This is a genomic window from Halomonas litopenaei, from assembly GCF_017303055.1.
Taxonomy (GTDB): Bacteria; Pseudomonadota; Gammaproteobacteria; order Pseudomonadales; family Halomonadaceae; genus Halomonas; species Halomonas litopenaei_A.
On the sequence record NZ_JAEKJT010000005.1, the window covers coordinates 318,500 to 336,332 of the forward strand.

At 61.7% G+C, this 17,833-nt stretch carries 22 protein-coding genes; 8 read left to right on the forward strand and 14 right to left on the reverse strand.

The features are described from left to right. Nucleotides 1-55: 55 nt before the first annotated feature. A complete protein-coding gene (locus JF545_RS11590; RefSeq protein WP_206942202.1) occupies nucleotides 56-1,615 on the forward strand; it encodes a Na+/H+ antiporter NhaC family protein in 1,560 nt (519 codons plus the stop codon). A gap of 218 nt (nucleotides 1,616-1,833) precedes the next feature. On the opposite strand, the gene JF545_RS11595 is transcribed toward JF545_RS11590, so the two are convergent. The 6 genes from JF545_RS11595 to ribA form a co-directional block, all read right to left on the reverse strand. Continuing rightward, complete coding sequence (locus JF545_RS11595; protein WP_206942204.1) at nucleotides 1,834-2,127, reverse strand: hypothetical protein; 294 nt, start codon at nucleotides 2,125-2,127, stop codon at nucleotides 1,834-1,836. 121 nt (nucleotides 2,128-2,248) lie between these two features. Continuing rightward, a complete protein-coding gene (locus tag JF545_RS11600; protein ID WP_206942206.1) occupies nucleotides 2,249-2,542 on the reverse strand; it encodes a hypothetical protein in 294 nt (97 codons plus the stop codon). Nucleotides 2,543-2,813: 271 nt separating this feature from the next. Beyond that, entirely contained in the window at nucleotides 2,814-3,107 is a 294-nt protein-coding gene (locus tag JF545_RS11605) for a hypothetical protein (protein ID WP_206942208.1), read from the reverse strand. 362 nt (nucleotides 3,108-3,469) lie between these two features. Beyond that, complete coding sequence (locus JF545_RS11610) at nucleotides 3,470-3,670, reverse strand: hypothetical protein (protein ID WP_206942209.1); 201 nt, start codon at nucleotides 3,668-3,670, stop codon at nucleotides 3,470-3,472. Between the two features lie 188 nt (nucleotides 3,671-3,858). Beyond that, a complete protein-coding gene (locus JF545_RS11615) occupies nucleotides 3,859-4,137 on the reverse strand; it encodes a hypothetical protein (RefSeq protein WP_206942211.1) in 279 nt (92 codons plus the stop codon). A gap of 85 nt (nucleotides 4,138-4,222) precedes the next feature. Continuing rightward, complete coding sequence (gene ribA, locus JF545_RS11620) at nucleotides 4,223-4,858, reverse strand: GTP cyclohydrolase II (RefSeq protein ID WP_206942213.1); 636 nt, start codon at nucleotides 4,856-4,858, stop codon at nucleotides 4,223-4,225. A gap of 177 nt (nucleotides 4,859-5,035) precedes the next feature. Here ribA and hemE point away from each other — a divergent pair, with 177 nt between their 5' ends. After that, nucleotides 5,036-6,112 carry a uroporphyrinogen decarboxylase gene (hemE, locus tag JF545_RS11625; protein ID WP_206942215.1) on the forward strand — a complete coding sequence of 359 codons (1,077 nt, stop codon included), beginning with the start codon at nucleotides 5,036-5,038 and terminating at the stop codon, nucleotides 6,110-6,112. Between the two features lie 52 nt (nucleotides 6,113-6,164). Then, complete coding sequence (locus JF545_RS11630) at nucleotides 6,165-6,497, forward strand: VanZ family protein (RefSeq protein ID WP_242520802.1); 333 nt, start codon at nucleotides 6,165-6,167, stop codon at nucleotides 6,495-6,497. 19 nt (nucleotides 6,498-6,516) lie between these two features. Here JF545_RS11630 and JF545_RS11635 read toward each other — a convergent pair whose 3' ends face one another. Continuing rightward, the gene (locus tag JF545_RS11635) at nucleotides 6,517-7,017 is read right to left on the reverse strand and encodes a hypothetical protein (protein ID WP_206942219.1); all 501 of its coding nucleotides are present in this window, start codon (nucleotides 7,015-7,017) and stop codon (nucleotides 6,517-6,519) included. 269 nt (nucleotides 7,018-7,286) lie between these two features. Here JF545_RS11635 and JF545_RS11640 point away from each other — a divergent pair, with 269 nt between their 5' ends. Beyond that, nucleotides 7,287-7,715: a host attachment protein gene (locus tag JF545_RS11640; RefSeq protein WP_206942221.1), complete on the forward strand. Its 429-nt coding sequence runs from the start codon at nucleotides 7,287-7,289 to the stop codon at nucleotides 7,713-7,715. Nucleotides 7,716-7,768: 53 nt separating this feature from the next. Here JF545_RS11640 and JF545_RS11645 read toward each other — a convergent pair whose 3' ends face one another. Next, nucleotides 7,769-8,695, reverse strand: a complete 927-nt coding sequence (locus JF545_RS11645) for a LysR family transcriptional regulator (RefSeq protein ID WP_206942223.1) — start codon at nucleotides 8,693-8,695, stop codon at nucleotides 7,769-7,771. 204 nt (nucleotides 8,696-8,899) lie between these two features. On the opposite strand from JF545_RS11645, the gene JF545_RS11650 reads away from it, so the two are divergent. After that, nucleotides 8,900-9,676 (forward strand): ferredoxin--NADP reductase, encoded by a 777-nt coding sequence (locus JF545_RS11650; protein ID WP_045993904.1) that lies wholly within the window; start codon nucleotides 8,900-8,902, stop codon nucleotides 9,674-9,676. A gap of 96 nt (nucleotides 9,677-9,772) precedes the next feature. On the opposite strand, the gene JF545_RS11655 is transcribed toward JF545_RS11650, so the two are convergent. After that, the gene (locus JF545_RS11655) at nucleotides 9,773-10,408 is read right to left on the reverse strand and encodes an SDR family oxidoreductase (protein WP_206942224.1); all 636 of its coding nucleotides are present in this window, start codon (nucleotides 10,406-10,408) and stop codon (nucleotides 9,773-9,775) included. Between the two features lie 139 nt (nucleotides 10,409-10,547). On the opposite strand from JF545_RS11655, the gene JF545_RS11660 reads away from it, so the two are divergent. Continuing rightward, nucleotides 10,548-10,763, forward strand: coding sequence for a DUF3820 family protein (locus JF545_RS11660; RefSeq protein WP_045993906.1), 216 nt, complete (start codon nucleotides 10,548-10,550; stop codon nucleotides 10,761-10,763). Nucleotides 10,764-11,162: 399 nt separating this feature from the next. Here the strand turns inward: JF545_RS11660 and glnK are convergent, their stop codons facing one another. The 3 genes from glnK to JF545_RS11675 form a co-directional block, all read right to left on the reverse strand. Further along, nucleotides 11,163-11,501, reverse strand: coding sequence for a P-II family nitrogen regulator (glnK, locus tag JF545_RS11665; RefSeq protein WP_206942236.1), 339 nt, complete (start codon nucleotides 11,499-11,501; stop codon nucleotides 11,163-11,165). A 190-nt stretch (nucleotides 11,502-11,691) separates the two neighbouring features. Continuing rightward, nucleotides 11,692-12,942, reverse strand: coding sequence for an ammonium transporter (locus JF545_RS11670; protein WP_206942239.1), 1,251 nt, complete (start codon nucleotides 12,940-12,942; stop codon nucleotides 11,692-11,694). Between the two features lie 47 nt (nucleotides 12,943-12,989). Then, nucleotides 12,990-13,328 carry a P-II family nitrogen regulator gene (locus JF545_RS11675; RefSeq protein ID WP_206942240.1) on the reverse strand — a complete coding sequence of 113 codons (339 nt, stop codon included), beginning with the start codon at nucleotides 13,326-13,328 and terminating at the stop codon, nucleotides 12,990-12,992. Nucleotides 13,329-13,727: 399 nt separating this feature from the next. On the opposite strand from JF545_RS11675, the gene JF545_RS19935 reads away from it, so the two are divergent. Then, nucleotides 13,728-14,102: an accessory factor UbiK family protein gene (locus JF545_RS19935; protein ID WP_224907822.1), complete on the forward strand. Its 375-nt coding sequence runs from the start codon at nucleotides 13,728-13,730 to the stop codon at nucleotides 14,100-14,102. A 141-nt stretch (nucleotides 14,103-14,243) separates the two neighbouring features. Next, nucleotides 14,244-15,749: a YifB family Mg chelatase-like AAA ATPase gene (locus JF545_RS11685; protein ID WP_206942241.1), complete on the forward strand. Its 1,506-nt coding sequence runs from the start codon at nucleotides 14,244-14,246 to the stop codon at nucleotides 15,747-15,749. Nucleotides 15,750-15,830: 81 nt separating this feature from the next. On the opposite strand, the gene JF545_RS11690 is transcribed toward JF545_RS11685, so the two are convergent. Both JF545_RS11690 and JF545_RS11695 read right to left on the reverse strand, forming a co-directional pair. Next, nucleotides 15,831-16,391 (reverse strand): hypothetical protein, encoded by a 561-nt coding sequence (locus JF545_RS11690; RefSeq protein WP_242520803.1) that lies wholly within the window; start codon nucleotides 16,389-16,391, stop codon nucleotides 15,831-15,833. Continuing rightward, nucleotides 16,376-17,401, reverse strand: a complete 1,026-nt coding sequence (locus JF545_RS11695) for an alpha/beta hydrolase (protein WP_206942242.1) — start codon at nucleotides 17,399-17,401, stop codon at nucleotides 16,376-16,378. Before JF545_RS11695 ends, JF545_RS11690 begins: the two co-directional genes overlap by 16 nt. Between the last annotated feature and the right edge of the window lie 432 nt (nucleotides 17,402-17,833).

Genomic DNA, 17,833 nt, shown 5'->3' on the forward strand with positions numbered 1-17,833 from the left:
CTCCCATGGTGTTGCCCCCTCGGGCCAAGACCGACAAGAACCCAGGAGACTCCCGATGTCCTTCGGACTCTTATCCCTGCTGCCGCCGCTGCTGGCGATTCTGCTGGCGCTGGCGACACGCAATGTCATACCCGCACTGTTCTGCGGTGTCTGGCTCGGGGCCACCATGCTGGCTGGTTACAATCCCGCAGCCGGCCTCTATAACAGCTTTTCTGACTTCATCGTGCCGAGTATCGGTGACGAGTGGAATGCCACCGTACTGATCTATTGTGGCCTGTTCGGCGTGCTGATCAGTGTCCTGCAGCGTACCGGCGGGGCCCATGCCATTGCCCGCGCCATTTCCCGCAAGGTGGCCAGTGCGCGAGGCGCACAAGGCAGCACCCTGGGGCTTGGCATGCTGATCTTCTTTGAAGACTACTTCAATGCGTTGACAGTGGGCAGCGTGATGCGTCCCATCACCGATCGCATGCAGGTCTCCCGTGAAAAGCTGGCGTATATCGTCGATTCGACCTCGGCGCCGATGTGCCTACTGGGCCCCGTATCCACCTGGGTGGTGTTTGTCATGGGCCTGATTGGCACCCAGCTTGGCGAGATGGAGCTGAGTGGCTCGGAATACCTGATCTATCTGTCATCGATTCCGCTGAACTTCTACGCTTGGCTGGCGCTGGGCATGATCTTCTTCATTGTCATCACCCAATGGGACTTTGGCCCCATGGCGCGGGCGGAACGCCGTGCCCGTGAGACCGGAAAGCTGATGGAAGACACCGCCAAGCCGCCCTCTGATACCGATGCGATGGAGCTCAAGGCGCCACAGGATACTGCCCGCAAGCGCAACATGCTGGTGCCTATCGGTGTTCTGCTGGCCATGATTCCACCGCTGTTTCTGTGGACCGGTGACTTCCCGAACAACGACCTGGTCACAGCGGTCGGCAGCGCCGACGGCGGTCAGTCGATTCTGATCGCGACCCTGGTGGCGGTGATGGTCGGCTTGACCATGGGCATGAGCCAGCGCCTGTTCGACTTCCGCGAGGCGATGGATATTGTCGTGGAAGGCATCAAGAGCATGACGCTGGTGTACATCATTCTGGCGTTGGCCTGGTCCATCGGCAGCGTCACGTCGGAGCTGGGCACGGCTGACTATCTGGTGAGTCTGACCGAGGCCAGTATTCCGCCCAGCCTGGTACCGGTGTTGCTGTTCTTGATTGGCGCCGTGGTGGCCTTCACCACCGGTACGTCCTACGGTACCTTTGCCATCATGATCCCGATTGCCATGCCGGTAGCCGCGGCCATGGATCTGCCGATGGCGTTGGCGATCGCGTCGGTGCTGAGTGGAGGCATCTTTGGTGACCACTGCTCGCCCATTTCCGATACCACCATTCTCTCGTCGGCGGGATCAAGCTGCGACCACATCGACCATGTGCGGACCCAGCTGCCCTACGCCATGACCGCCGGCATCGCCGGGCTAGTGGCGTTCTTTGTGGCAGGAATCAGTGGCACGGTGTGGATGGGCGCTGTCAGTGGCATTGCCGTGATGCTGTCCTTGGCGCTGCTGTTGAAGCTCTTGTGGCAGCCCCGCAGTGACGGGGTGAGGGATGAAGTGACGTACCGCGAGTAACGTGCTGGTTCAGGTCTACGCTGGCAGCGTGGCGCCAGGGTAGCGCTGAAGACATATCGAACATCGCTGCTGGCGCCCTGCAGGCAGGCGATGGCCGAGAGCAGTACAGCAAAAGGCCCCGTCTGCCTGGCAACATCCAGGTGGGCGGGGCCTTTGCGCTTAGCGGAGCAGGAGGGTCAGGTATCGAGCGGTTAGCTTCGCTCGGCAACATCTCCTGATCAGCCAGTGGTGGCTTGGCGAGCCAGGTCCAGATCGTCTTCGCTCATGGCGAAGTCAGTATGGCGTGCCTGGTTGCGCAGCAGGTCCAGCCGGGCATTGGCCATGGCGTTGCTGGCGTCGTCAGCGATATGCGCATTGCCAACACGGTGTGCTGTTTCAAGTGCGCCAGCATCAATCGTGGACAGCGGCTCGGCGTTAACGGCCAGGGCACGCTCGCTGGCCCGGTCTGCCTGGGCGGTCAGCGGCAGGGCGGCGGCGATCAGCAGGGCGGTAGCGGCAATCTTGGCTTTCATGGTCTCTCTCCTGTGGAAGCTCTCGACAGATCGTCTGTCGGTCAGTTCGATGCCGTGGGCACCGAGGCTGTGGCATTTCTTGGTCTGAATAAAACGGTCGTTTTAATTTCAGCCGAAAACATTACCCGGTAGTGGCCTGACGAGCCAGGTCCAGGTCGTGCTCGCTCATGGCGAAATCGGTGCGCTTGGCTTGCTCGCGCAGCAGCTCAAGACGGGCGTGGGCCATGGCGTCACTGCCGTTGTCGGCGATATGGGTGTTGCCCACCTGATTGGCGACGTTCACGGCGTCAGCAGTGAGCTGGGACAGCGGCTCAGCGTTAAGCGCCTGGGCACGCTCACTGGCATTATCGGCCTGGGCGGTCAGCGGCAGGGCGGCGGCGATCAGCAGGGCGGTAGCGGCAATCTTGGCTTTCATGGTCTCTCTCCTGTGGAAGCTCTCCAGGGAGCTTCTATCGGTCAAACTGTGTCAGTGATGTCGTGAGTGGTGTTGCTGCCGTGACCCATCCCATGTCTATGGTCAGCGAGTCGCGGCTTTCGTTTGTTGTTCACGCCGAAACGATCGGCGCAACCATGGATCAAGAGGCCATCTCACCGGTGATCGTGTGTCGTCACCATCGATGTCGTCGACTCGATGACACGGTGATCTGGCCTTAATTAAACGGTCGTTTTAATTTCCGCCGAAAACGTTAACCGGTAGTGGCCTGACGAGCCAGGTCCAGGTCATGCTCGCTCATGGCGAAGTCGGTGCGCTTGTCTTGCTCACGCAGTAGCTCGAGGCGGGCATTGGCCATGGCATTGCTGCCGTTGTCGGCAATATGGGTGTTGCCGACCTGGTGTGCTGCATCGACAGCGGCGCCTGATACCTGTGCCAGCGGCTCGGCGTTGATGTGTTGCGCGCGGTCAGTGGCAGGATCAGCGTTTGCCGTCAGTGGCAGGGCAGCAGCGATCAGCAGGGCTGTGGCGGTAATCTTGGCTTTCATGATGTCTCTCCTTGCGGGCCGCTTGGCCCCCTTCTCATTGGTCGACCTGTTTAAAATAAAACGGTCGTTTTAATTTTTCCGGCATTTTTTGGCCCATCTGGGCCTACCGTGTCTTGGCTGTCACGAGTGCTTAGCCATCCACCGCCTTGGTCAGGCGTAGCGTCGAACCTGTCGGTCGCTGATGGGGATGGCTATTGCTTGGCGACATAATATTAACAGACTAACTAACTGTCAAATACCTTTTCAACCTTGGTCTAACTCCGCTTCGTTCCATGGCGCGACTTTCAGGACTCGCTTCTCCGGGCTCGTTTTTCCTGACCCGCTCTTACGGACCCGTTCTTACGGACAAGGAATCAGGGCTCTCAGCTATAGCGTTGCACCTGGCTAGGCTGCTGTGCCTCGATCATCGCCGGCATACGGGTGCGGAGCTGATGCTGTGTGCTATCTCCGTCCACTGTGTCCAGCTGCGCCAGCGCGTACTTGGGTGGCGCTGCGATGGCCGAAGCGGGCAGGATGCCGGCGAGAATAGCGGTGACGGTAACGAGTAACAGAGCGCGTTTCATGATGTCTCTCCTTGCCGTTACAGCGGAGCCTGAAGGTAGCTCACAGTGTGAGCGCTTGCTGGCCCCGCCGAACGCTGAAATGAGTATGCTGGGCAGCGGTGCTGTGTGCCAGCCAAGGTCTTCAATGATGCCGATTGACGGTTTCTATTAAAACGGTCGTATGTCTTTAGGGTGTTGAAAACTAAACCTTACTTTGTAGCAGCTCGGCTTAAATCAAGGTTCAGCATGAAGTTGGTCATGTCGACATGACGGGACTGCAGGCGGAGGCGAGCCTTGCGCAGGGCCTCGGTGCTGTCACTGGCGATATGCGCATTGATGATGTCGTCCCCCGGCTTGGCCATCGCGTCGCGCATGGACAGGGGTTCGCTGTTGAGCGCCCTGGCGAGATCGGTGGCGCGAGCATCAGCCTGTGCGGTCAAGGGAAGAGCGGCGATGGCAGCAAGGGGCAGCAGGTACTTGAATTTCATGGTGACACCTCATCAGTAGGAATCCATGGAACGCCATGTTGACGTTTGATCCTCTGTCGGGGCCGCCTTCAGGTTCCTTACAACCTCAGGACTTTCTTTCGATGTCCACGTCGTCTGCTTGAGTGAAATCACCAAGGGCCATCATGTGTCCAAGCTTGCCAGCCTTGGTCGACAGGTAGTGCTCATTGTGGGGATTCAGCCCGGTGGTCAGGGCTACGCGCTCCACCACCTGCACCCCGGCCTGGGTCAGGGCATCGACCTTTCTGGGATTGTTGGTCATCAGCTTGAGGCCTTGCACGCCAAGGTGGTCGAGCATGGGGACGCACAGGTCATAGCGTCGCAAGTCGGCGGCGAATCCCAGCCGCTCGTTGGCCTCCACCGTGTCGGCGCCCTGATCCTGCAGATGGTAAGCGCGGATCTTGTTGAGCAGACCAATGCCGCGACCTTCCTGGCGCAGGTAGAGGATCACCCCGCGCCCCTCTTGAGCGATACGCTTGAGCGCCTCTTGCAGCTGATAGCCACAGTCGCAGCGCATCGAGAACAAGGCGTCCCCCGTCAGGCATTCAGAATGCACGCGACCAAGCACCGGGGCGCCATCGTCGATATCGCCCAGTGTCAGGGCAATATGATCCTTGCCCGTGGCTTCATCTTCGAAGCCGTGCATGGTGAACGTCGCCCAGGGGGTGGGTAGGCGGGAGGCGGCGATGAAGCGGATCGTCACGAGGTACCTCGAAGTCAAGACAACGGTCGGGCCGTCAAGGGGCGTTTAGTCTATCAGGAACTCGCGCTGGGCTCACGGGAAGCACTCGGGTAAGCCACGACACACGGTCGCAGGGGCCTCTCGTCAGCCAGTCATTGCGGTACAATGCGGGCAAATCTCCTGTTGGATGATGCCTGCATGGAACTGAAGAACGATCGATTTTTGCGCGCTCTGGCACGGCAGCCAGTGGACCGGACACCGGTATGGATGATGCGCCAGGCGGGTCGCTACCTGCCCGAGTACAAGCGGGTGCGTGGCGAGGCCGGGAGCTTCATGGACCTGTGCCGCGATACCGATCGTGCCTGTGAGGTGACGCTGCAGCCGTTGGAACGCTTTCCGTTGGATGCCGCCATCCTGTTTTCGGACATTCTGACGATCCCCGACGCCATGGGCCTTGGGCTGTACTTCGAGACTGGAGAAGGTCCGAAGTTCCGCAAGCCGGTGAGAACCGCCGCTGACGTGGCTGCGCTGCAGGCGCCGGATGCCGAGCGAGATCTCGACTATGTGATGCGCGCGGTCTCCACCATTCGGCGTGAGCTCAATGGTCGGGTGCCGCTGATCGGGTTCTCCGGGAGTCCCTGGACGCTGGCGACCTACATGGTCGAGGGAGCCTCCAGCAAGGACTTCCGTCACGTCAAAAGCATGCTCTACGCCACCCCCGACGTCATGCATCAATTGCTGGATACGCTGGCGGATGCCGTGACGGACTACCTCAATGCGCAGATTCGTGCCGGTGCACAGGCGGTACAGATCTTCGATACCTGGGGAGGGACGCTGTCGACGCCGGCCTATCGCGAGTTCTCGCTCAAGTACATGGAGCAGATCGTGGCGGGACTGGAGCGGGAGCATGACGGTCGCCGGGTGCCGGTGATCCTGTTTACCAAGAATGGCGGGCAGTGGCTCGAGGACCTGGCGGACACCGGGGCGGATGCGCTGGGATTGGATTGGACCACAGAGCTTTCCAATGCGCGCGGCAGGGTCGGCCGGAAGGTGGCCTTGCAGGGCAACATGGACCCGAACGTGTTGTTTGGCACTCCCCAGGCGATTCGTGCCGAAGTCGGCCGTATTCTCGATAGCTACGGCGAAGGGCCTGGTCACATCTTCAACCTGGGCCACGGGATCAACCAGTTTACCGACCCGAGCAACGTGACTGCCTTCATGGACGCGCTGCATGAATTGAGCCCGGCCTACCATGCCAACATCGCGACAGGCTGACGCTAGTGGCGCCACCCGCCAGCGCCCGCGTCATTCAGGCGGGTGGTGGGGGATGGCGTTGTTGCTAGCGGCGGTCATCGCCTGGGGCAGTTTGATGCCGGCCAGCGAGTTGCCCGAAGACCTGCCATGGGACAAGGCCAACCACCTGCTGGCGTATGCCGGATTGGCGGCGTTGGTGGCGCTGGCCTGTGACAGGGCGTGGCTATCGGTGGGGCTGGCCGTCGGCTACGGGGTGCTGATCGAGCTTGCGCAGATCCCGGTGCCTGGCCGCCTGGGGGGAGACCCTTGGGATATGCTGGCCAACACGCTAGGTGCGCTGCTGGGCGTACTGCTCGTCTGTCAGTGCCGACGGCTATGGCGGCGACGGTTATGGCGAGGATGCTGACAGCCGCTTTGGCGGCGCGCTAGAGGCTTGGCTCCTGGCGTCGTCCGGCGGGCTCTTCCTGCTGGGCACGATGGAAATCCAGCCCCGGCTCGCGTTGCTTGCGTTGGGCGAGGGGCTCGGCCTCGCGGGTCACCCGCGCGCTGCCGACGACGGCGTCGTCGTCCTCGATGGAGCGTGCCTGCGATGTCCAGGCCTTGTCGCCATCGTGTACCGCCGGACGCCGGTCATAGGAGCGCGTCACTACGGCGCCTGGCGCAAAGCCGGGGCGCTGGGCACTCAGGTGGTGGGGCAGTAACCACAGCTCCGCCAGCAGACGCAAAGCCAGCATGGTCAGCAGGGTGACCCCCGCGCCCACGGCCAGAGGTGGCCAGCTGTCACTCCAGCTCGACATGGTGACCCATGGAGAGCGTGGTATCAGCCACCACAGGCCGGCAGCAAGAACACCGAGTTGGGCCAGAAGGTGGCAACAAAGCAGGGTGCGCCGGGCCAGGGGGGCGCGGGGTAGCAGGAACTGGCGCATGGTCTGGGTCCTCCAGCAGGTAGCCCGTTTTGGACTATCCACAGATATGAATCTTTGCTCGGCGGGGGAGAGTGTGTGCTCACTTGGCTCGCCGGCGGGCCAAGTCGCTGCATCCTACCCCAAATAGTGTCCTTGTGGTCAGTGTCCGAGATGGGCGACGCAGGTGTCGCCGAAAACCATCAGTTGACGCATCTGAGGTCCGTTGCCATGGTGATTCTGTACCGGTCATTGTGCCGGAGTGACAGAGCTCAGGGAGGCGAGGACTGATCATGACGACCTATATCGTGGTAGCCGATGCGTCACGGGCGCGGATTTTCACCCGTGAAGGGCGCCGGTTTGAAGAGCTGGAGAGTCTTGTGCATGCCGAAGGCCGGCTGCATGAGGGGGATCTAGTGACCGACAAGGGCGGCGATGTTCATGAGTCCAGTGCAACGTCATCTCGCCAAGCGGGTAGCGAGGACGTCGCAACGCATCACCACGAAGTACTGTTCGCACGAGAAGTGGCCGATCGGTTGTACAAGGCCCGAGTGGATAACAGCATGGAGAAGCTGATCATGGTGGCGCCCCCCCGCTTCCTTGGTCATCTGCGCGATAAGCTCGATGCTCCGACTGCCAAGTTGGTCATACACACGCTGTCCAAGGACCTGACCAAGGCAGACAGTGCGCGTATCAGCGATGCGGTGGATGATCTGCGCTGAAATAGGCCCCACGTCGCGGCCGTTCAACAGGCACGGCGCGACGTGGGGCGCCGTCACGGTATCTGGGGCAGATCGATCTGGTCGCTGCGCTGGATGCCCTCTGTCATGTGGCGGCACTGTCTAAGGAATTCCCGCATGCCGGCCGTGAGGTACTTGTGCCGGTGCCAGATAAAGGTGAACTGACGGCTGAGATCCAGCTCCGGTGTGGGCAACGGGGTCAGGCTGCCACGCCGAAAGGCGTCGCGTAGCGCCAGTCGTGAGACGCAACCGATCCCCAGGCCCGACTCCACCGCACGTTTGATCCCCTCGGTATGTTCCAGCTCCAGCAGGATGGTAAAGCGTCCACGACGATGACGTGCCGCCTGCTCCAGAGTCAGGCGCGTCCCTGACCCTTCCTCTCGCATGATCCAGGGCTCTCTCAGCAGACGGTCCAGTTCCACTGGCCCCGTGTTGGCGAGGGGGTGGCGGGGTGAGCAGAACACCACCAGATCATCCTCCACCCAGGGCTGGGTGATAACGTCATCTTCTTCACATTGCCCTTCGATCAGGCCGAGGTCGAGCTGGTGGTGGCGCACCGCATCAATGATGGATCGGGTATTACGTACCTGCAGGCGGACGCGACTGCCGGGATGTCGCTGCATGAAGTCGCTGATCAGCAGGGTCGCCAGATAGTTGCCGATGGTCAGGGTGGCGCCCACATCCAGGGTACCGATGCCCTGCTGTCCCCGTAGCAGTTCTTCCACTTCTTCGGCGCGGTCGAGCAAGGCCACCGCCTTGGGCAGCAGTTGGAAGCCCAGGGCATTGAGCTTTAACCGTTTGCCAATGCGATCCAGCAATTGGCAGTCGAATTGTCGCTCAAGCTCTGCCAAGGCGGTACTTGCCGCGGACTGGGACAGGGACAGGGCGCGGGCTGCCTGAGACACGCTTTCGTGCTGGGCGACGGCCACGAAGACCTCCAGCTGGCGAAGGGTGTAGCGCATGATTGAGGCTCCTTGAGGGGGGATCAGGCACCCGCCGCGGATAGCAAAAATTCCTGATGAAGACTGTCTATATCAAAGAAATAGATAAGACATATCCATACAATTCATTTAACAGATAATATGGCCGGCCTTAGAATTATCCGCAAGATTTGATATCAAGGCTTATTCTTTAAACGTATAAGCCCACGCTTTTAAGGAGTTGGCATGAGCAAGTTTGCCCTGGAAGAGGTGCTGAGCGTTCACCATTGGAACGATTCCCTGTTCACCTTCCGCACCACTCGTGAGCGCAGCCTGCGCTTCAAGAACGGCCAGTTCGTGATGATCGGGCTCGAGGTCAATGGCAAGCCACTGATGCGTGCCTACTCCGTGGCAAGTCCCAATTATGAAGACCACCTTGAATTCTTCAGCATCAAGGTGCCGGATGGTCCGCTGACGTCACGTCTGCAGCACCTGCAGGTGGGCGATCAGATCATGGTCAGCCGCAAGCCTACCGGTACCCTGGTATGCGACGATCTGCTGCCTGGGCGTAACCTTTACATGCTCTCCACCGGCACCGGCCTGGCGCCGTTCTTGAGCCTGATTCAGGACCCCGAAGTGTACGAGCGCTTCGAGAAGGTGGTGCTGGTGCACGGTGTGCGTCACGTGAATGAGCTGGCTTACGCCGACTTCATCACCAAGGAGCTGCCGGCTCACGAGTACCTGGGCGAGGAGATCAGCGAGAAGCTGGTCTACTACCCCACCGTGACCCGTGAAGACTTCCACACCATGGGCCGCCTGACCGATCACATCCGCACTGGCAAGCTGACCGACGACAAGGGCCTGCCGCCCATCGATCCCAAGCAGGACCGGGCCATGATCTGCGGCAGCCCGGCCATGCTGGATGACACCAGCGCATTGCTCGACGAGCTCGGCTTCAATATTTCCCCGCGCATGGGCGAGCCCGGCGACTACGTCATCGAGCGTGCCTTCGTGGAGAAGTAAGGCACCTCGACAGGACGCCGTAAACGACGACGCCGATGGCCACTTGCCATCGGCGTCGTCGTTGGTGCTGGCGGAGGTTGGCCGGTGTGGCAGTGGTCAGTCGCCGAGCGCCTCGGCGATCTCGCGTTCGCCGTCCAGCAGCACCGTCTCGTGGTTACGAATCTTTGTTTGCCCCAATAGATGGACCAGGGCGTGGGCCACGTTGGCTCGCGATATCTGGTTGTTGCCCCCCGTCTCGTCCAGTGACGTGGCCACCCGGCCGGTGGCGTCGTCGTCGGTGAGCCGGCCTGGCTTGACGATGACATGGTCCACCTTGCTGCTGCGCAGATAAGCATCGGCGGCGAACTTGGCGGCCATGTAGGGCCTGAGTTTCTCCGGCGCTTGCAGCGGCTGCTCGGCTCGCATGGCGCTGACCATCAGCATGCGGTTCAGCCCCAGGCGGCTGGCCTCGTCCGCCACCCGTGTAGCGGCGTAGAGGTCGATCAACAGTGTCTTGTCGGGCCCGGTGTTCGGACCGGAGCCGGCGGTGAACAGCACCTGATCGCAACCATCGAAGGCGGAGGCGAAGTCGTCCTCCAGGTCGGCGACGACCGTCTCGATCCCCTGTTGCTCGAACCAGTCGCGCTGCTCGGCGCGGCGGACCATGGCGCGAATCGGATGTCCCTGACGGTGAGCGATGGCGCAGACCTGGCGGCCGATCTGGCCGTTGGCACCTATCACGAGTGTGGTCATGTCGTCCTCCTTGTCGATACCTGGGAATGACCATGGCGTCGAAGGGGAAGACTTTCAATGGGGAGCGAATCGATGGCGACGCCGCCTGCAGGCCGGTACCCTGTGCGTCTTCCCCTTACCCACCCGCTCAGGAGCAGCGATGAATCCTCAGGACCTGGAACGCCTGGTTACCTTGCCGATGCCTTTCGGCAAGCATCAGGGCACCTTGATCGCCGATCTGCCTGGGCCCTACCTGGCGTGGTTTGCTCGGGTCGGGTTTCCCCCCGGAGAGATTGGACGTCTGCTGGCATTGATGCACGAGATCGACCACAACGGCCTGAGCGACCTGCTGGAGCCGTTGCGACGCCGGGGGTAAGCGGTAGCGAGCGGTATCGGGAAGGAATCCCCAGGAAGCCGTCGCAATGACGGCGTCCTTGTCGGTGTCTCCGGTCCGAATGCGGATGACCTGCTTCAAGGGGGTGGCGTAAAGAAAGCTGCCATCGCCCTTTGGCGACCACCCGCCACCCTTCAAGGTTCGCTTAGACCGCGTCCTTGTCGGTCTCGCCCGTACGAATGCGGATGACCTGCTCTAGGGGAGTGGCGTAAAGAAAGCTGCCATCGCCCTTTGGTGACCACCCGCCACCCTTCAAGGTTCGCTTAGACGGCGTCCTTGTCAGTTTCTCCGGTACGAATGCGGATGACCTGCTCCAGGGGAGTGGCGTAAAGAAAGCTGCCATCGCCCTTTGGCGACCACCCGCCACCCTTCAAGGTTCGCTTAGACCGCGTCCTTGTCGGTTTCTCCGGTACGAATGCGGATGACCTGCTCCAGAGGAGTGACGAAGATCTTGCCATCGCCAATCTTGCCGGTGTTGGCGACCTGCACGATGGCTTCGATGACCTGTTCCGTCATGCTGTCATCCACCGCGACTTCGAGCTTCACCTTGGGCAGAAAATCCACCACATACTCCGCGCCTCGATACAGTTCGGTGTGGCCCTTCTGTCGTCCAAAGCCTTTGACCTCTGTCACCGTAATGCCCTGAACGCCGATCTCGGAGAGCGACTCGCGCACGTCGTCGAGCTTGAAAGGCTTGATAATCGCGGTCACCAGTTTCATGGCGGTTTCCTCATCCTGTCCGTGTAGGGGCGGCGTGCGGCATGTCCGTCGCTAACCCGTGGGCGGCGCGCCGTTGCGCCTGACCTGACTAGTGTGACAAAGCATACCCCTGGCAACCAGCAATAAAAAAGGCCCCCGAAGGGGCCAGGTGGAGCACGCCAGCTCACTGGAGTCGCGGGTAAGCTCAGGCTTACTTCTTGGCGACGTTAAACTCGGGGTAGGCTTCGAGGCCGCATTCGGCAAGGTCGACGCCTTCGTATTCTTCTTCTTCGCTGACACGGACACCCATGATCGCCTTGATGATCAGCCAGACGACCAGGCTGGCGGTGAAGACCCAGGCGAAGATGCCGGCAATACCGAGCAGCTGGGCACCGAAAGTGGCGTCGGCGTTGTTCAGCGGTACCGCCAGGACGCCCCAGATACCTGCAACACCGTGGGCAGAGATGGCACCGACCGGATCGTCAAGGCGCAGCTTGTCGAGCACCACGATGGCGACCACCACCAGGATGCCGCCTACTGCGCCGATCAGGGTGGCGCCCAGGGCGCTGGAGGACAGCGGGTCGGCAGTGATGGAGACCAGGCCGGCGATGGCACCGTTCAATGCCATGGTGAGGTCCGCCTTGCGGAACCAGATCTTGGCCAGGATCAGTGCTGCAATGACGCCGCCCGCGGCAGCCGCATTGGTGTTGACCAGTACCTGGGCCATGTTGTTGGCAGAAGCGACGTCGGAAACCTTGAGCTCGGAGCCGCCGTTGAAGCCGAACCAGCCCAGCCAGAGGACGAAGGTACCCAGTGTGGCCAGCGGCATGTTGGCGCCAGGAATCGCGTAGATCGCGCCGTTCTTGCCGTACTTGCCCTTACGCGGGCCGAGGACCAGCACACCGGCCAGAGCGGCAGCGGCACCCGCCATGTGAACAATGCCGGAACCTGCATAATCGGAGAAGCCTGCTTCAGACAACCAGCCGCCGCCCCAGGTCCAGTAGCCAGACACTGGATAGATGAAGGCCGTCATGACCACAGCGAAGGCCAGGAAGGCCCACAGTTTCATGCGCTCGGCAACGGCACCGGAGACGATGGACATGGCGGTGGCCACGAACACGACCTGGAAGAAGAAGTCGGCGCGAGCAGAGTAGTAGGGGGCATCTTCGCCACCGGCCAGCACGGCATCGACGCTGTTCTCAGTGCCGATCAGAAAGCCCAGATTGGGAATGATGCCGCCACCGTCGGACGAATACATCAGGTAGTAACCCACCAGCAGATACATGGTGCAGGCCACGGCGAACAGCACGATATTCTTGGTCAGAATTTCGGCGGTATTCTTGGCCCGAACCAGCCCGGCTTCGAGCATGGCAAAACCGGCTGCCATCCACATGACCAGGGCGCCGCAGATGAGGAAGTAGAAGGTGTCCAGCGCGTAGCTGAGTTCACTGATATCAACCATGAGAGTGTCTCGCTATTTATTATCGGGAGTCAGGGCAGGGGCGGACATCAGACCGCGTCCGAACCGCGTTCGCCGGTGCGAATGCGGATGACATCTTCCAGCGGCGTGACGAAGACCTTGCCGTCACCGATCTTGCCGCTGTTGGCCGCGTTGCAGATCGCTTCCAGCACGCTGTCCAGGCGAGCTTCGTCGACGGCCACCTCGACCTTGACCTTGGGCAGAAAGTCCACGACATATTCCGCGCCGCGGTAGAGCTCTGTGTGGCCCTTCTGACGGCCAAATCCCTTGACCTCTGTCACGGTGATGCCCTGGACGCCGTTGTCGGCCAGCGCTTCACGAACGTCGTCCAGCTTGAAAGGCTTGATGATGGCGGTGATCAGTTTCATGGCATGGCTCCCTACGTGCATGGGTGGCGGCTTGTTTCCGCTCGGTGCATGGATACGTTGTAATAGCGGGAAATGTGCCACTTTATTCCTAATGTCTTTTATTACATGAACTTGGAGTCAATGGGGGGCGCGCTGAATATGCGGGAGGCTGCATAGTGGGGGTAAATTGCGGCACTGCATCAATGACGGTGCACTACTTTGGTGCTTGGCGATCAGGCGTGTGCGCCATCAGTGAGCGCGCGACGTTCCGTCGTGACGGAGGGAAGGACCGTCGTCGTTAGCCGACCTGGCCCGTCAGCGTTGTAGCCAACGTAGGCAGCCAAGAGACATGCGTTGGGCGTCAGGCTTGCGTATGCTGTCGGCAATAGAGTCGCCGTTTTGATGCACAAGGAGAGCCCCATGATCAGTCAGGATCGCATCAGCCGTTTAGCCCAGCAGATTGGAGAGCGTCTGCAGGGCGCTTCTCAGGCCCCGGAAGACATCCAGAAGGGCGTGCAACAGGTGGTGCGTGGCGCCTTCGACCGCCTGGAGCTGGTCTCGCGTGAAGATTTCGACATCCTGATGGATGTGCTGCAGCGTACCCGCTCACGCGTCGAGGCCCTCGAGAAACAGGTTGCAGCCCTGGAGAGCCTGGTCGAAGAGCGCGCAGCGGCGGGCCAGACAGGTGTCGATGCAACGCCCGCGGTCAGCGAGGAAGCTGCCGAAATCCCCGTACCCCCTGCGACCCAAGGACAGGACGGCGCGGCCAAGGGCGGTGAAACGCCATCGGCGTGATCTCTACCAGAGCACTTGGCGAATGTAGCGGGCCGGCATAGGGATATGCCGGCCCGGCTGTTTCTGGCGTGCGCAGGCGGCGAGGGGCCGATGATCGTGGTCTACTGACAGCCATAACGTCAGCCGTCAGGCAGGGAGCCCATGACGCTTGCCATCATCACGACCCGTGCCGGGGTGGGGCTGGATGCTCCAGAAGTTCAGGTCGAGGCGCACCTGGCCAACGGCCTACCCGGAATGACCTTGGTGGGACTGCCGGAAACCGCCGTCAGAGAGAGTCGCGAGCGGGTGCGCAGTGCCTTTGCGACCTGTGGTCTCGACTACCCCTTGCGTCGTATCACCCTGAATCTTGCCCCTGCCGATCTGCCCAAGGAAGGGGGACGTTTCGACCTGCCTATTGCGCTGGGACTGCTGGTGGCATCGGGGCAGTTGCCTGCGGCGGCGCTGGACGGTATTGAGTGTGCCGGAGAGCTGGCGCTGGATGGGCGTCTTCGCCCTGTCGCCGGCATGCTCCCCTTTGCCATGGCTACCCTTCGGGCTGGGCGGCGATTGATCCTGCCTGCCGCCAATGCCCAGGAGGCTGCGCTGGTCAGCGGCCTTGAGGTGCTTCCCGCCGACCACCTGTTGGATGTCATCGCCCACTTGAGTGGACGGGTGCCGCTACAGACGTGTACTGCGGCAGCATCGTCGATGACGGTCGAGGCAGCCTTGGATCTCTGTGATGTGCGCGGACAGTATCAAGCGCGTCGCGCCCTGGAGGTAGCGGCCGCTGGCGGTCATAACCTGCTGTTCGCCGGTCCGCCAGGGACTGGCAAGACATTGCTGGCCAGTCGCCTGCCCGGCATCCTGCCGCCCCTTGAAGATCATGAGGCCCTGGAAGTGGCGGCCATTCGCTCCGTCTGTGCGCTGCCATTGTCAGAAGGCTTTGGCTGTCGTCCCTTTCGCTCTCCCCACCACACTGCCAGCGCGGTGTCCCTGGTGGGAGGCGGGTCGAGGCCGCGTCCCGGCGAGATTTCCCTGGCCCACTGCGGCGTGCTGTTTCTCGATGAATTGCCTGAGTTCAGCCGGCAGGTGCTGGAAGTGCTCAGGGAGCCACTGGAGAGTGGAGAGATTCACATCACCCGAGCCAGTCACGAGCGTCGTTTTCCGGCTCGGTTCCAGCTGGTGGCTGCCATGAACCCCTGCCCCTGCGGCCACCTGGGGGATCCACGCCAGGACTGCAGCTGCACGGCGTCACAGATTCAGCGTTACCAGTCGCGGCTGTCTGGCCCGCTGCTGGACCGCATCGACCTGCAGGTCGAAGTGCCGGGACTGCCGGTTGAAGAGTTGACCTCTCAGCAGCCTGGCGAAAGCACCGCCATGGTGCGGGCGCGGGTGATGGCAGCGCGGGAGCGGCAAATGGCGCGAGGAGGGTTGAACGCGCGCTTATCGGGCAGGGCACTGGAAAACGCCTGTGCCCTGGATGCCACCGAGCGCGCCTGGCTGGCGCAGACGCTGGAGCGCTTACGACTGTCGGCCCGGGCCTACCACCGCGTCCTGAGGGTAGCGCTGACGCTGGCCGATCTCGGTGCCAAGGACGCACCAGGGCATGACGAACTGATCGAGGCAATTGGCTACCGCCAACTGGACCGTCTGCTCAAGCGAGGTTAGCCGGACACGGGGGGCACCTGACCAGTGGGGCCAGAATGCCACCACGAGCATGAGCATGTCGTGGGATATGGCCCGGTGTGATTACAGCGCGTCGGCGTCGAAGGCGCCATTCAGCACAGTCGACCACAGTGCCGCGCCGTCGCCAGGCCGCCTCAGGCGCAGTTCAAAGCGATAGGGCACCAGCTCTCGATCTGACAGACGCAGGCGCGGGCCATCGGCAATCAGACGGCTATCGATCAGCCACTGCTGGGTGTCCGCGGCGGGGGTATCACCGGGTTGCCAGTCCAGTACCTGGGGGCCATCGTCGATGGCCAGCAGGCCGCGGGTCAGGCTCTCCTGCACGCGGGCGACGCTCAATGACAGACGTTCATCCACATTGGGCGGCGACAGCAGCAGCACCTGATCGATCAGCGGCGTCTCCGCCAGGGGAGGAGCCTGGGCGACCTGCTCGGCGGCATGGTGGCCAAGTCCCAGCAGCGCCTGACGCAAGCTATCGGGGCGCTCCGGCGCTCCCGCGCAGCCGCTGAGCCAGAGCGCCATCAGCCACGTCAGCCATTGCAGAGTGCTGAAAGGATGACGGGTGCTGGATGGGCGGGCAAAGACGTTGGGGAGGAACCGACTCTGGGTCAGGCGTCTGGGCATCGTCGTGACATCCTTTTCACGGGGGGCTCTGCGCTGAGCTGTTGCTCCAAAAAGTGACGCACTTCCTCGAAAAGTTCCAGCCGTATGTCCTCGGCTTCATTTACCAGGTGGTGTCTCGCTTCGGCGTGGCAATGCACCGTGGCCTGGGGGAACTTCTTGCCGAGCACGGCCAGATTCCATGGGCCATCCACGGTCATGTCCTTTTTACCCTGCACGATCAGGGTAGGCAGCTGACAGGGCGGCAGTTGCATCAGGCGCGGCATCCAGCGACGCATGGCCGTGACCCAGCCGGTAGGTAAGCGGACCGGCTGCAGGGGATCCTGCTCCCGCAGGAAGGTCGCGAAATCATCATCGTTGGTATTGGGGCGAAACTTTCTTGGCACACTATCGACGAATGGGCTGACCAGCAGGTGGACCCATGCTGCCCGGGTCCACCCCCAGGGCCTGACCAGCGGTGCCAGCAGCACCAGCGCAGACCAGTGGCCGTCGTCACCGCGGCTCAGAGCGTCGGTGGCGAGGATCGCCCCTCCGGTGCTCTGTCCAAGCCCAATCCAGGGGCCAGAGGCGAGGCCATGGTCGCCCAGGTACTGCTGAAGGGCGCGCAGGCAGTCACCATAGTCCGCGAAGTCTTCAATATCGGCACGCTCACCGCTGGACAGGCCGTGCCCAGGTAGATCCCACAGCACCACGGTCAGTTCGAGCTCCAGCAACAGCTTGAGCAGATGCCGATAAAGGCCAAGGTGGTCGTAATAACCGTGGACCACTACAGCGGTGCCCCTGGGCTTTCGTGGACGCCAGACCTGCGTCCATAGGCGAAAGCGCGGGGTCTCGATATTGCCCGCATGCAGGGTGACCCGGTCGTCGAGTATCGCATCGAGGCGATAGTGCGACAGGTACTGTTCGAGCACCTGCTCCAGGGCCGGGGTGGCGCCAGCCGCGGACAGTCGGCCCCCCTGATTGACGATGGTCGTCAGCGTCTCGATGTCTTCGAGTGGGGTGTAATCGGTCATGGCATCCTCCGCGGGAAGGTGCGGCCGTGTGGCGGGAGCCCGAAGCCAACAAAGTCATCGGGTACGCTGGGTGGGAGCCACCAGCGCGCTGCCCCTCGCTTGCCTGCCCAGTCCCTGTCTGAGTAAGACAGCGAGATGGGGCCGGTGGTTGCCGTCATCCATCTGGTCCGGCACAGCGTGAGGCAGCCCATCGGCAGGCCTGAAAACCTTCCTGTTAACGCATCCTTGCTCATTCCATGCTAGCGATTGCGCCTGTTCGGCACCACTGTTTCCTAATCATTGGTTACGTCGCAGGCTTATCTTTTGGTCTAGCCTTGGGGGAAAGACGAAGCGTTTGGGTTTACATGTGGAATTATTTTCCACAAAATCTTTCGGGAGCAGTCACCTTTCATCCTGTCCGGCCGGATGGTGCCAGGGGGGCACCCAAGGCCC